Source organism: Arsenophonus nasoniae (genome assembly GCF_004768525.1).
Classification (GTDB): Bacteria; Pseudomonadota; Gammaproteobacteria; order Enterobacterales; family Enterobacteriaceae; genus Arsenophonus; species Arsenophonus nasoniae.
In genome coordinates this window covers 136,813-150,913 of the sequence record NZ_CP038613.1, presented here as the reverse complement: position 1 = coordinate 150,913, position 14,101 = coordinate 136,813, and the positions used below count along the sequence as shown (strand labels likewise).

The following is a 14,101-nucleotide window of genomic DNA, read 5'->3' as shown; positions in this document are numbered from 1 at the left end:
ATAAGGATCGATTATTATTCTAGTGTTGGTAAATTCTTTTTTTTTCTCATTAGTAACCGAATCACAGTAACGATTAGCTCCCCTGGTACCGGCAAAATAGTTGCCTTTATTGCGATAACTTGATGGTTAGGAAATTGAATCGCTTTTAAAGTGAGTAGCAAAAGCCATCCCTTATTGCAAAAAGGAGATGGGGATCGATTTATTGTGTTTAGTGCCAGTTAACATTTCCTCAGAGAGTGTAATTTCTAACCTGATTTCCTTATTTTAGACACATTGATCCTGCGTTTAGCTGCGTAACCATCGCTTTTTCTCCAGGTTATGCAGTCTTTCTGACAACAATTCCGTTGCTTTTTTTACCCATTTGCGCCCCGGTGAAAGCAGCCTGTCGCCACACAGAATACATTTGTACGGATCGGTACGCAGAAATCCTTTCATCAGCACAGAAAAACCTGGGTTCTCCGGTTTTTACGTGCCGTCATCTCAAGTGCCTTATACACTTTCGGCAATAGTTTTCCCCGTTTACGATTCGACAAAACCAGAGTAACGCACCATTTTAAAATGCCTGGCCGGAATATGGCTTATATAGCGTCTAATCATCTCTTCCTGCGGCAGAGTCTGCTGCCGATGCTGGCCAGTTCGGTGGTCATGGTAGTGATGAACAACGGCACCCCCTCGGTAATGCCGCAGTTTTGACGCAGATACCGGTGGGCGTTTAAGGTAGCGACCGAGGTACTTAACACTATGCCATGCCTTTCGTTTTTTAGCAAAGTGCACTTTCCAATAACGTCCGTACTGCGCCCTCAAGTAACGCCGCCAATGTTTTTTTGTCACGGATATGGCCAAGACCGGGAAGAAGGCCAGGGTTAATTAAATCATAACTGTGACGCAGTAGTCGGATAACAGCCCCTCGCCAGATTTCTTCGACATCCTTTTTTTGAAAACAGCTTTCGCCATACACTATGTTTACTATCCAAACCCCCCTCGAGTGACGGAAACATGAACATGCGGATGTTGATTGAGTTGCCGGCCATAAGTATGCAGGCACAGAAAATACCAATTTCGATACCCTGTTTGCGAGCCAACTGCAGCATAGCTCAGTGGCTGCCGAAACAGAGCATTAAGTAGCGGCCAGTTATTGTTAAAAAAGGCCAAAGGAGATGTGGCATGGTGAAAGTAATGTGTTGCCAGTCGCAGTCGGGTAAAATATGAACCTGCTGTGCTAACCACTGCTCGGTGGCTTTAAAACCACATGAACTGCAGGCTTTTGACTTACAGCTTTGGCAGAAAAAAACGGCTGTGAGAACAATCAGACGAAGCGCAACAATAGCGCCGGACACCTATGGCACAAGTGCCGCAGGCAAGCATGCGCTCCACAGATAAACTCGTCCACGAACTAACGCTATCGCCGTATTTTTCGAGGAATTTATTCCAACCGTCATCAATGGTGAAAAGTAGTTTAGCAGGACGAGGGATATACATCTGACTCAATTACCTTATGGGCATCTTGCCAAAGAAACAGAAATTGTCAGATTCGTCAGCCCAGTTATCGGTGTGTTTATCCCAGGGTTCAAAGGAAACAGGGATTATTCCTAGCTCCGTATAGGTGATGGTGTCAACGATCACCGAAAACTGATCCACTTTTTATCTAAATCCGATCAATCAAAATTGATCCACTGTTTTACTCAGTTATTGCTCCTGAGCGCCGCTTATCTTTCAATCGGTAGCTTTCACCGCTTAATTGCAGTACATGCGAATGATGAAGTAAACGATCAAGCATAGCGGCAGTTAATGTTGCGTCATCAGCAAAAGCACTTGGCCATTGCCCAAATGATAGGTTACTCGTCAATATGACACTGCCATGCTCATAACGCTTGGCAATCACATTGAAAACAGGTTTGCTTCTTCTCGCCCAAACGGCAGGTATCCAATCTCATCGATAATCAACAACTTCGGGGCCATCACCGAACGTGATAGATATTGTTTGAGCTTATTTTGTCGTTTGGCGGTTGAGTTACAACATCAGTTCAGCTGCCGTGGTAAAGCGGGTTTTCTTCTTGGCCTGTACTGCTTTTAATCCTAACCCAATAGCTAAATGCGTTTTGCCTACACCGCTTGGGCCAAGCAACACGACATTTTCATTACGTTCAATAAACGTTAATGCGCTTAATTCCTGTATGTGTTGTTTGGGGATCCCCGTTGCAAACTTAAAATCAGACGTATTAAGTTCTTTATGTGCTGGGAATCCTGCCATCCGACTCAAAGATTACGAGTTCGTTCATCTCGTTGTTGTTGCTCACATTTTAACAGGGACAGTAAAACTCTCCGTAGCTTTGTCTTGGGCAATGCATTTTTCGGCAAGTGATGACCAATGAGTCGGAATAGAATTTAATTTCAATGACTCACACAGGTGTTCAATTTGTTCATGCAATAACATGTTCACCTCCCAGTAATGCTTCGTATACGCTGATTGGTGTTGCAAACTGACAGATTCAAGGGGCGGTACGATAGGGATATTAAGCGTATTAGTCTGTGGGATAGATTGGCAAACCCTTGCTGGTAAGGGTAGAAGAGACTTAACTTCCTTAGCTAATCTATCTGCTGGCTTCTCTAACGTTGTTCCATGAATTCGCTGATGGGCAACGCGTTGTAACCATGGACCCACTTTTGCATTAGCTATTTCAATATCCAGTTCAAGATTATGAGCACGAAGGTCGGTGTTTAATGGCACGATAAAGCTGTTTTTTAAATAGTGGTTAAAGCGCTCTACTTTCCCTTTCGTTTTGCCCTGTAGGGCTTGCAAGCCTTCAATTTAAACCCGTAATCTTTCGACATTTGAAGCATTTCGACATGTAATTTATGATCACCTTCTGCATAAGCATCCCGTTCGATGATGAGGATTTTGCGTTATCACACAATACTTCCTGTGGTACACCACCAAAGTAGTCAAGCTTCTCTTAAACCTTGCTGCCACGATTCTGCTCGTTCATTATCAAAGAACTTTACATAACTCGCACGCGAATAGCCTAGCGTTGCAACAAACGCTTTCAGCGATTTTTTACCTCGCCGGATGCTGGTGAAGTCGATTTGCATTTGTTGACCTGGCTGTGTTTCAAAACGGACGACTACTTCGGGAACAATGCTTGGTTTAAATTGACAAACAAATCGGCGTAATTGAGCAATACCACCTTGATAGCCGTTTTCAACTACCTCATCAAATAAGACTGTTGCAGGGATCCAATCAGGTTTAGCCAGTTCAATTCGCTGAAGCAAATAAGGTTTAAAGGGGATAATTTAGTCAGTTGTTGACTTCTTTTAGAATAAGTTGGCATTGTCTGTTGTTGTAAATGATGTTTTACGGTGTTACAGGATATACCCAACTCACTGGCAATTTTTCGAAGGCTTTGTCCTTGTGCAAAGCGAACATGAATATCCACAAATATCTCCTTGGTTAACATAAATTATCCGTACAAAAATGTGCGAATAATACCAAGTGGATCAGTTTTAGATGATCGTTAGTGGATCAGTTTTGCATGATCGGTGACAATGAATTCATCGGCAGGCAGACTTTCAGTTATTCCCCCCTCAGTGTAGTCGTATCCAGCGTCATCGGCTTGGTCTTGGCGTTGTTCAAAACCCCTGATAATCGTGACTAGCGGCGGGTAATACTGCGTGTCGAGAAAAAATTGGGGGCCGAGTCGGACGCAGTGGCGTATGGCTTCTTTTAGGGTGTCATAAAAAAATTCAGGCGGTCTGTCATCATCATTTTCGGGTGGGAGAGAGATCATAAAACGTTTCGGATAAACAGGCGCTGTGGCACGTGAAGTGACGGGCAGCCTGCCTGATTTAACCGGTTTACGCTTTCTGGGAGATTTATTGCGAGCCATCGAGATGAATCCCTGAAAAAAATTAACCTACTGCAGAGTATAAAACAGTACTCAACTCATTAACATCCCCGAAGCAGCACCGCTGCGCCGCTCACGCGTAGCGTGCTACGTTCAGGCGAGCAATAAATCAAATTTTTCTTGGCGTAAGCCAACGGCAACCCGATAAGCATAATCGTCCAAACCGCCTAATTTTCTATCATGGTAATGATGGGGATGGATGTTGATTAAAGGATCATCAAATAAAAAGGCATAAGCTTTCATTCCTTCAGGAAGATTACGATAGTCCTCGCCTAATGGTAAATTTTTGAGTCGCGGTTTGATTGCGTTATTGCTACCCTCTAATTTAACCGCGAAACCAAAGTTTTCATTTGCTGGCAGAATATCATTAATATTAATTGTTTTGATGGTGATACCACCGCCGACCGAACTTTTAATATGACGTGATAGCGAAGGCCCTTTTTCAATTTCAATTGAACTGATTAAATTAGGATCAAGATAGTTTCGGTTATTGGCACCATTGTAGCCGCGGGTTACTGTAATTGATTGCTCAGTACCATCGACGGTTAAGGGGATCCGCCCTTGTCCTTGAATGCCACGAATATTGGGATCGATTGCAGCGCCATTGCGTGCTTCACCGCTATATACACCCGGCGTAGATTGAAACAGATCCGCAGGGGATGAGCCCTTGAAACGTTCTATCATCTCTTTGCCAATATAAATATTGGAAATATTTTTATCATAGATATTGTCATAACCCTGTTCATCTTGTTGTGACATATCAGAAACCTGAATTTTACCTAAATGTTTTTTTTCCGTGTTTGCTTGCTTGTTCGAAGATTGCTGTTCAGCATAGCTAATAGCGGGGATAACCAAAGTAGAAAGTGATATAGCAAATGCTATCGGTTTTTGGTGGCAGTTTAAAAAATACATGATTTCCTTACCTAAAATAATTTTTAAATTAACAATCAAAAATAACGTTCAAAATTGAGTTGTAGATCGTTTTTTTGATAGCGATAAAGCCAGCCGACATTGCTATTATTCTTGCGATGAAAAAAGGTAATAGAGGGTGTGAAGCCAATAATTTTTATGGTTAGTTTTAATTTAATTGCATAGATCCATTCTGTATCACGCCGCATAGCGCCTAATCGGTTATCAAAGTGTTTAAATTGATGTTGATTCCAAAGTGATGAAAAACTGGTTTCTAGATAAGGTAATGACTTAAATTTAACGCCACCGCCAATATCATAGCGGTGATAATCGTTTATTTGCCATTGATGGAAATGTTGAGAAGAACCCAAAGAGAGATACCAATCAATATTGTTAAGAGGATAATTAATGGAAAAAGAAATTTCATGCTTCAGGCCATTATTATGTTGTCCTTGGTAATAGTCTTTCCATTTAAATTGGTGATTTAGGACAAAATCTAATTTAGCGGCTATATCAGGACGATAACGCCACTCAATTTTTCCCCCTATTTCATAAGCATTTGGATCTTCTTCCCCTTGTTCATAACCCAATAAGGGGCCGGCTAATAAATAATGGTATGAGGATTGAAAATGGTAGCCAGCATAAATATTGGCTTTATATCCATTATAGGTATTGTTTTGCCGATAGATTTGACCATTTGCCATTAGGCGAATAAAAACCGCATGAGGCTCTTGCAACATAAATGCCTGTTGGGTCATACCGAATAAAGAAAAGCCTGATGAAGTAATTTTTTTTGGCATTTTACGAGTTAATCGGCAATCGCCAGCACTATTTTTTTGTAAGCACTCTGCTGGGCTACCAGGCGATTTATTCAGATTATCGGTTAGGTGGTAACCTAGTGAAAGTGTGGCAAAGAAAGGATTTTTATTATTAACCACAGTGAGAAGATATTTTATTTTTTTCTTAACCAGGTCAGGTAAATCTTGCTGTGCTATTAATTCATTTAATAATAACTTTGCTTTATGATAAATTCGGTTTTCAATATAAATATAACTTAAATCGAGCTTGGCACGCGTAAAATGAGGATTTATTATTATCGCCTGGGATAAATAGTGCATAGCAGATTGAGGCTCTCGATTTTTATATGATAAACAACCCTGAATAAAATAGATTAAACTCTTATCGTGATAATTACTTATTATTAATTGATTTAAATAATCTTCAACTTGATGCCAATCTTTTTTATTAATAGCAATAAAAATATTATTAATATAATTTTTATTATTTATTTTATTCATTTGTGTATTATTTATTATCAATGAATTAGCGATAGTTAATTTTATATGAAAAAAATAAGAAATAAATAGGATTATAATTAATCGTTTCCTGTTAGTCATTTTTATTTCCATAACAAAAAAGAGCATAGGTTTTCCATGCTCTTTTTAGATTTAAAAAATCAATTATTGTTTAGTGCCGGCAAAAGCAGTATCTAATTGATGATTATCTTTAAATTGAGTAATACCCGCTAAATAGTTGGCATTATTACCAAAGAAGTGGCCTGTGGTGGTTCCTTCAATTGAATCAGCAGAAGCTTTGCCGCTGAAAGAGCCATTCTCATTAATATCTGCATCAATATTCATGGTTAATGCACTATGACTAAATGAACCTTTCAAGCTGTTCTGCGCAAAATCTGCGGTTAATTCACCGGTCATAAAACCATTGTTGGAATAATCGTTGATCGCTTTGATAGCATAGATAGCGGTACCGGCATTTGGCATTTCTGGCGTAATGTCTTTACCTGCATAGTAAGCGGTGTGAGAGGCAGAAGACATATTATTATCTTGCGCCCATTCTCCGAAGAAAACATCAACATCATCGAGTTTGGCAAATGCAAATGAACCCATATTGGGGTGGTGGGAAGAGTTGGTACCACCAAGCTTATAAACGTTATTATCATCTTTGTCAGAGTAGGTCGTTAAACCGGAAAAGCCGATTTTCTTACCTCCATGTAACTCAGAAACACCGATAGCTGGATCACCTTTTTCCGCTTTATGAAAGAGATAAGAGGCTTCTTCCATTTCACCAATAATCAGATAATTACCATGAGAAGTATTCGATTTATTATAACCGGTTGCTGCATAGCTAAAGCCAATATATCCAATTGATAATGTAAGCAAGGTAATAATATTTAATTTCTTCATTTTTAATTCCTTGAAAAAATATTACTTTTTATTTGACAAAAAAATGGCATAGACAAATAAAGCTTTGCCTTAAATAAACCTTAAATTAAAAAACAACTCAAGTAAATGATAATAATTATCATTTACTTGCAAAAAAATAAATATATAACTAAGGAATTTAATAGCGGTATGATTTAATTTTATTTTTTAATATTAGTGGTTATTAAGTATTAAAATTTTAAATTTAAAAATGTGATCTCAATTGAAAAAATAAACCAATAAATAGAAACCAATTATTTTATAAAAGATTTTTTCTATTTATTTAATGATATTTATTGAATATAAATAATATTTTTAAATTTAATTATCCCGTTAAGCGTTCGGGATAACTAAAAATAGTGGCTTTACCCGATCGACAAAAGCCAACTAATGTTAATTGATATTTTTGTGCCATTTCTACCGCAAGTGAAGTGACAGCTGAGATAGCAAATAGAATTTCTACCCCGCAGGTTGCTACCTTTTGTACCATTTCATAACTTGCTCTGCTTGAGATTAATACCGCACCGTTTTGCCATTTTTCACGGCTTTTCATACCGAGAAGTTTATCCAGGGCGACATGACGGCCAATATCTTCGCAGCCTCCAGCTAGCTCACCGGTTGGGGTTATCCAGGCTGCAGCATGCGTGCAACCGGTTAATTGGCCAATTTTTTGGATCGTATTTAATTGCGATAAAGCCTGATCCAGATAATTGAGTGAAAATGATTGGGTGAAAGGCAGAGGATTAATTGGGCGAAACAGTTGGCTAAGTTGTTCTGTACCACAGATACCACAGCCAGTACGGCCAGTTAGATTGCGTCTGTGTGTTTTCAATGCCATAAACTGGCGAGGTGATAGTTCAATATTTAATTCTATGCCGTTTGAACCATAGTTATTTATATTGATATCACGAATTTCGTCAGCAGCTTGGATAATGCCTTCAGACAGTGAAAAACCTAAGGCAAATAACGTTAAGTCTTTTGGGCTTGCCATCATAACAGCATGAGAGATGCCGTTATAGACCATGGCGATAGGGACTTCTTGTGCAACATTATCCAGATTAAAAAGATTAAGATTTCCCTTTTTGCAAATTTTTATTTCAGATGTTCCGATTTTTTTAATATCACCCATCATTTTTGTTGCATAAAAATTACTCATTAGCCGAATTCCTAATAATATAATACATTAAAAGAGATTACATTAATTATTATGAATTGAATTTGATCCGGCGAAAAAAGATCGGTTTTAAAAAAATGATGACCTGTTTTACTGTTTTATTTTATGAAAATCAATGTCAGTAATGTGAATGAGGAGATTTTTAATGCAAGTCAGCAGAAGACAGTTCTTTAAGATCTGTGCTGGCGGTATGGCAGGTACAACGATTGCTGCTTTGGGTTTTGCTCCGGCAACAGCCTTAGCGTCTGCGCGTCAATATAAACTATTACGTGCCAGAGAAACCCGAAATACCTGTACATACTGCTCAGTAGGTTGTGGATTATTAATGTATAGTCTTGGTGATGGTGCTAAAAATGCCAAAGAAAGCATATTTCACATAGAAGGTGATCCAGATCATCCGGTAAGTCGAGGTGCTTTATGCCCGAAAGGCGCCGGTCTAATCGATTTTATTCATAGTGAAAGTCGTTTGCAATTTCCCGAATATAGAGCGCCAGGCTCCGATAAGTGGCAACGGATTAGCTGGCAAGAAGCATTTGATCGAATTGCCAAGTTAATGAAAGCCGATCGGGATGCTAATTTTATTAAAACGGATCCTGCTGGGACAACGGTTAATCGTTGGTTAACAACAGGTATGCTGTGTGCCTCGGCCAGTAGTAATGAAACCGGTTTTATTACCCAGAAATTTTGTCGGGCTCTGGGAATGTTAGCGGTTGATAATCAAGCTCGTGTCTGACATGCGCCAACGGTAGCAAGTCTTGCTCCAACATTTGGTCGCGGTGCCATGACAAACCATTGGGTGGATATCAAAAATGCCGACCTGATTATTGTCATGGGTGGTAATGCGGCGGAAGCTCATCCAGTCGGATTCCGTTGGGCCATCGAAGCAAAAATTCACAATAAAGCCAAATTGGTTGTCATAGATCCGCGTTTTACCCGTACTGCATCAGTGGCGGATTTTTATACTCCTATTCGTTCAGGTACCGATATTACCTTTTTATCGGGAATTATTAACTATCTGATAACTAATAATAAAATAAATAGTGAATACGTACGATCTTATACCAATGCCAATTTAATTGTGCGGGATGATTATCATTTTGAGGAGGGGTTATTTAGTGGTTATGACGCTAAAAATCGCCAGTATGATAAAACTTCCTGGAACTATGAATTAGATAGCAATGGTTTTGCTAAACGAGATGAAACTCTACAAAACCCACATTGCGTTTGGCAGCTGTTGAAGACGCATGTCAGTCGATATACGGCAGAAGTGGTTGCCAATATTTGTGGAACTCCGCAAGAAGATTTTATTAAAGTTTGTGAATATATCGCTGAAACTAGCGAAAAAGATAAAACCGCTTCTTTTCTTTATGCGCTAGGTTGGACACAACATTCTATCGGTGCGCAAAATATTCGTACCATGGCGATGATCCAACTATTGTTAGGTAATATGGGAATGGCAGGTGGTGGGGTTAATGCTTTACGGGGGCATTCAAATATCCAGGGTTTGACCGATCTTGGCTTGCTGTCGCAGAGTTTAACCGGTTATATGACTTTACCATCGGAAAAACATAGCACCTTAGCCAGCTATTTAGCTGCAAATACCCCAAAACAAACTCTTCCTGATCAGGTTAATTATTGGAGTAACTACCCTAAATTTTTTGTTAGTTTAATGAAAACCTTTTATGGCGATAAGGCGCGAAGAGAGAATGATTGGGGCTTTGACTGGTTACCTAAGTGGGATAAAAGTTACGATGTTTTACAATATTTTGACATGATGAATAAGGGGGAAGTTAATGGTTATATTTGTCAGGGATTCAATCCACTGGCCTCTTTCCCCAATAAAAATAAAATCATTAGTGCATTGTCCAAATTAAAATTTTTAGTCACTATTGATCCATTAAATACCGAAACCGCTTGTTTCTGGCAAAATCATGGCGAATTTAACGATGTGCAGTCAGCAGAAATCATGACCGAGGTTTTTCGTTTACCCTGCTGCTGTTTTGCCGAGGAAAATGGCTCGATTGTGAATTCAGCTCGTTGGCTACAGTGGCACTGGAAAGGTGCTGATGCACCAGGAGAAGCCCTTGGCGATGGTGAAATTTTAGCCGGAATTTTTCATCGTTTACGTCAGCTATATCAAGAACAAGGTGGCGCAGTACCTGAGCAGCTATTGAATATGTGCTGGAATTACTATGATCCCTATCGCCCAACCGCGGAAGAAATTGCGCAAGAAAGTAATGGCTATGCGTTGGCAGATTTGACTGATGCTAATGGTAATCTTCTGGTGAAAAAAGGTGAGTTACTTTCAGCTTTTGCGCAATTACGCGATGATGGTACCACCAGTAGTGGTTGTTGGATTTTTGCCGGCAGTTGGACGCCGGCAGGTAATCAAATGGCGCGTCGTGATAATGCTGATCCTTCTGGTTTAGGTAATACGTTGGGTTGGGCATGGGCTTGGCCGGCTAATCGCCGGATCCTTTATAATCGAGCATCGGCAGATCAGGCTGGTAAACCTTGGGATCCTAAACGTCAATTAATCGAATGGGATGGTAGCAAGTGGGCAGGCATTGATATTGCTGATTATAGCAATGCCGCGCCAGAAAGCGGTGTTGGGCCGTTTATTATGCAACCGGAAGGGTTAGGTCGTTTATTTGCCATAGATAAGATGATAGAAGGCCCATTTCCTGAACATTATGAACCTTTTGAAACGCCATTAGGAACCAATCCTTTACATCCGAACGTTATCTCTAATCCTGCAGCACGTATATTTGATGATGATCTTAAGGCATTAGGGAATGCCGAAAAATTCCCTTATGTTGGCACGACTTATCGTTTAACTGAACATTTTCATTTTTGGACTAAACATGCGCATTTGAATGCGGTTATTCAACCCGAGCAATTTGTTGAAATTGGTGAACGATTGGCAGAGAAAAAAGGTATTAAAGCGGGTGATATGGTTAAGGTGAGTTCTAACCGTGGTTATATCAAAGCGAAGGCTGTGGTGACTAAGCGTATCCGTACTTTAAAGGTAGATGGTCGCGAAATTGATACGATTGGTATTCCAATTCATTGGGCTTTTCAAGGATTGACGCGAAAAGGCTTTATTGCCAATACTCTGACGCCATTTGTTGGTGATGCCAATACTCAGACACCTGAGTTTAAAGCGTTCTTGGTTAATGTGGAAAAGGTGTAAGGAGGTAGATGATGGCTTCTCAAGATATTATTCGCCGCTCTGCGACTAATTCGCTGACACCTGCTCCTCAAGTACGCAGTGATAAAGAGGCAGTGGCAAAACTGATTGATGTAACCACCTGTATTGGTTGTAAAGCGTGTCAGGTAGCCTGTTCCGAATGGAATGATATTCGTGATGAAATTGGCCATAACGTTGGTGTTTATGATAATCCGTTAGATCTAACGGCGAAATCATGGACTGTGATGCGTTTTGCTGAAGTTGAAGAGAAAGGGAAATTAGAATGGCTGATCCGTAAAGATGGCTGCATGCATTGCGCAGATCCGGGTTGTTTAAAAGCTTGCCCTTCTGCGGGTGCGATTATTCAGTATGCTAATGGGATTGTTGATTTCGACTCAGAACATTGTATTGGTTGTGGTTATTGCATTGCCGGTTGTCCTTTCAATATCCCCAGATTAAATAAAGAGGATAATCGAGTTTATAAATGCACTCTTTGTGTCGATCGGGTTGAAGTCGGCCAAGAACCCGCTTGTGTAAAAACTTGCCCAACTGGTGCGATTCATTTTGGTAGTAAGTCATCGATGAAACAACTGGCTACTGAACGGGTTGAAGAATTGAAAACCCGTGGTTATCAAAATGCGGCGCTTTATGATCCGCAAGGTGTTGGAGGTACCCATGTCATGTATGTATTACATCATGGTGATAAGCCCGAACTATATCATGGTCTGCCCGCTAATCCGACTATCAGTTCCACCGTCACTTTTTGGAAAAGTATCTGGAAACCGCTAGCTGCCGTCGGGTTTGCCGTTACTTTTGCCTCAGCATTTTTCCATTATCTGACTGTAGGGCCAAATCGAGTTTCTGATGAAGATGAGGCGGACAAACAGCCAAATAGAGATGATGTAACGTCAGCAAAAAGCAAGAAATTGGTGAGTAAAAAAAAAGAGAGGGATAACCGATGATAAAAAAACCGAATGAAAAAATTATCCGCTACTCTGCCAGTGTAAGAATTAATCACTGGCTAATGGTTATCTTTTTTTTATTTACAGCAATTAGCGGCTTAGGTTTTTTCTTTCCCTCGCTAAACTGGTTGATGAATATTTTGGGTACGCCACAACTTGCAAGAGTGCTACATCCATTGTTGGGTGCTGTGATGTTTGTGCTGTTTGTTGGCATGTTTGTTAGATATTTCAAACATAATTTTATTGAAAAACAAGATATTGTCTGGGCTAAAAATATTGGCAAGATTTTGAAAAATGAAGAAGCAGGTGATGTTGGTCAATATAATTTAGGCCAAAAAGGAGTATTTTGGCTGGCAGCTGTTTGCCTGTTTTTACTTTTGGTTAGCGGTATTATTATTTGGCGGCCTTATTTTGCCGATTATTTTCCCATCCCGATTATTCGTTTGGCCTTGCTTCTTCATTCTGTTGCGGCGATTGGTCTAATAATGACAATTATTATTCATGTGTATGCTGCTATATGGGTAAAAGGCTCTATTCGAGCAATGGTTGAAGGATGGGTAACCCGAGCATGGGCAAAAAAACATCATCCCCGTTGGTATCGTGAGATTGTTGAAAGAGAAAAGCCTCGGCAAGAAAAGAGTGGCTAACCGCGTTTCTTTGAGTAGTAATAACAGGGGCAGAATAATTATATTCTGCTTTTTTTATGTTATTTATCCGTTTATAGATCCCTGTTAGCTTTTGGTCTATTCTGAGATTTATTGGGCAATAATGGTAAAATAAATCATTAAGAGAGCGCATTTATGAGCATTAGGATTTTACCTAAAGAAGAGATAGGTAAAAATGAGCTAAGCAAAAATGGCATCAGTCATATCCCGCCGGTATTATTTCCAGATTTAAACAATCTATATCAATCCCGGGCTGAACGTTTTCAATCATTAGCGACGCCAGAAAATCCATTTAGTGAATATCTGCTATTTGCTGCTCATGTTACTCGCGCTCAACAAAATGCACTCTATAAACATCCTTTGATGCTGGATATCATGGCTATTCTGCAACAATCGATGGTCGCCAATAAACCACCATTAGATTGTAAAACCTTTATTCGTACTGACCATTGGCACAAATTATTTGCTTCTTTAATTACTGAATTGGCTCCGGTGGTACCCGAACAAGTAAAGCCTGCATTAGAAAATTTAACCAAAGTTTCTATACATCAACTAGAGTTGATGGCAACAGCATTACTCAATGGTGAATTTAGTCGAGTACCATTAGAACAAGCGCTCTTTATTTGGGCGGCACTTTCATTGTTTTGGGCACAAATGGCCAGTCAAATTCCGGGTAAGGCTACCGCTGAAAATGGTGAACATCGACAATTTTGTCCAGTATGTGGCAGCATTCCAGTTTCTAGTGTTGTGCAAATAGGGACAAATCAGGGGTTACGTTATTTGCATTGTAATTTGTGTGAAACGGAATGGCATGTTGTACGGATAAAATGTAGCAATTGTGAGCAAACAAAAGAATTAGATTATTGGTCCTTAGCCAGTGAATATGCGGCGATTAAGGCTGAGAGCTGTGGTGATTGCGGCAGCTATTTAAAAATTCTTTATCAGGAGCGAGATGCGAAGGTTGACGCCGTTGCTGATGATCTGGCTTCCTTGATTCTGGATGCTAAATTGGAAGAAGAGGGGTTTGCCCGTAGCAGTATTAATTCATTTTTATTTCCTTGTGAATAATTTAAGGTTTTA

Annotated in this window: 13 protein-coding genes and 3 pseudogenes; 4 read left to right on the top strand and 12 right to left on the bottom strand. The window is 39.8% G+C overall.

All coding sequences use genetic code 11. The features are described from left to right. Window positions 1-285 precede the first annotated feature (285 nt). The 12 genes and pseudogenes from ArsFIN_RS27065 to fdhD form a co-directional block, all read right to left on the bottom strand. Window positions 286-435: a hypothetical protein gene (locus ArsFIN_RS27065; protein ID WP_246067303.1), complete on the bottom strand. Its 150-nt coding sequence runs from the start codon at window positions 433-435 to the stop codon at window positions 286-288. An 84-nt stretch (window positions 436-519) separates the two neighbouring features. Further along, window positions 520-1,152 (bottom strand): annotated as a pseudogene (locus tag ArsFIN_RS27060) (IS91 family transposase). Continuing rightward, on the bottom strand, window positions 1,095-1,337 hold the full coding sequence (locus ArsFIN_RS28085; RefSeq protein WP_276489404.1) for a transposase zinc-binding domain-containing protein: 243 nt from the start codon (window positions 1,335-1,337) through the stop codon (window positions 1,095-1,097). The pseudogene ArsFIN_RS27060 and the gene ArsFIN_RS28085 overlap by 58 nt, the downstream one beginning before the upstream one ends. Then, a complete protein-coding gene (locus ArsFIN_RS28080; protein WP_276489403.1) occupies window positions 1,270-1,479 on the bottom strand; it encodes a transposase zinc-binding domain-containing protein in 210 nt (69 codons plus the stop codon). The genes ArsFIN_RS28085 and ArsFIN_RS28080 overlap by 68 nt, the downstream gene beginning before the upstream one ends. A gap of 9 nt (window positions 1,480-1,488) precedes the next feature. Then, window positions 1,489-1,623, bottom strand: a complete 135-nt coding sequence (locus ArsFIN_RS28075; RefSeq protein ID WP_276489402.1) for a hypothetical protein — start codon at window positions 1,621-1,623, stop codon at window positions 1,489-1,491. A 55-nt stretch (window positions 1,624-1,678) separates the two neighbouring features. After that, a pseudogene (gene istB / locus ArsFIN_RS00595) lies at window positions 1,679-2,434 on the bottom strand (IS21-like element helper ATPase IstB). Beyond that, a pseudogene (gene istA, locus ArsFIN_RS00590) lies at window positions 2,421-3,455 on the bottom strand (IS21 family transposase). Before istA ends, istB begins: the two co-directional pseudogenes overlap by 14 nt. 57 nt (window positions 3,456-3,512) lie before the next feature. Next, entirely contained in the window at window positions 3,513-3,884 is a 372-nt protein-coding gene (locus ArsFIN_RS00585; protein ID WP_135677404.1) for a hypothetical protein, read from the bottom strand. Between the two features lie 111 nt (window positions 3,885-3,995). Further along, window positions 3,996-4,814, bottom strand: coding sequence for a TonB-dependent receptor plug domain-containing protein (locus ArsFIN_RS00580; RefSeq protein WP_026823065.1), 819 nt, complete (start codon window positions 4,812-4,814; stop codon window positions 3,996-3,998). Between the two features lie 35 nt (window positions 4,815-4,849). Beyond that, window positions 4,850-6,109, bottom strand: a complete 1,260-nt coding sequence (locus ArsFIN_RS00575) for a porin family protein (RefSeq protein ID WP_162143420.1) — start codon at window positions 6,107-6,109, stop codon at window positions 4,850-4,852. A gap of 162 nt (window positions 6,110-6,271) precedes the next feature. After that, window positions 6,272-7,012 (bottom strand): Slam-dependent surface lipoprotein, encoded by a 741-nt coding sequence (locus ArsFIN_RS00570; RefSeq protein ID WP_026823067.1) that lies wholly within the window; start codon window positions 7,010-7,012, stop codon window positions 6,272-6,274. Window positions 7,013-7,355: 343 nt separating this feature from the next. After that, on the bottom strand, window positions 7,356-8,186 hold the full coding sequence (gene fdhD, locus ArsFIN_RS00565; RefSeq protein WP_026823068.1) for a formate dehydrogenase accessory sulfurtransferase FdhD: 831 nt from the start codon (window positions 8,184-8,186) through the stop codon (window positions 7,356-7,358). 163 nt (window positions 8,187-8,349) lie between these two features. Here fdhD and fdnG point away from each other — a divergent pair, with 163 nt between their 5' ends. The 4 genes from fdnG to fdhE all read left to right on the top strand — a co-directional run bounded on the left by fdnG (window position 8,350) and on the right by fdhE (window position 14,089). Beyond that, window positions 8,350-11,397, top strand: a complete 3,048-nt coding sequence (gene fdnG, locus ArsFIN_RS00560; RefSeq protein ID WP_135677403.1) for a formate dehydrogenase-N subunit alpha — start codon at window positions 8,350-8,352, stop codon at window positions 11,395-11,397. A gap of 11 nt (window positions 11,398-11,408) precedes the next feature. Beyond that, a complete protein-coding gene (fdxH, locus tag ArsFIN_RS00555) occupies window positions 11,409-12,356 on the top strand; it encodes a formate dehydrogenase subunit beta (protein ID WP_026823071.1) in 948 nt (315 codons plus the stop codon). After that, window positions 12,353-13,003, top strand: coding sequence for a formate dehydrogenase cytochrome b556 subunit (fdoI, locus tag ArsFIN_RS00550; RefSeq protein ID WP_026823072.1), 651 nt, complete (start codon window positions 12,353-12,355; stop codon window positions 13,001-13,003). The genes fdxH and fdoI overlap by 4 nt, the downstream gene beginning before the upstream one ends. A 153-nt stretch (window positions 13,004-13,156) precedes the next feature. Continuing rightward, the gene (gene fdhE, locus ArsFIN_RS00545; RefSeq protein WP_026823073.1) at window positions 13,157-14,089 is read left to right on the top strand and encodes a formate dehydrogenase accessory protein FdhE; all 933 of its coding nucleotides are present in this window, start codon (window positions 13,157-13,159) and stop codon (window positions 14,087-14,089) included. Window positions 14,090-14,101: the final 12 nt, after the last annotated feature.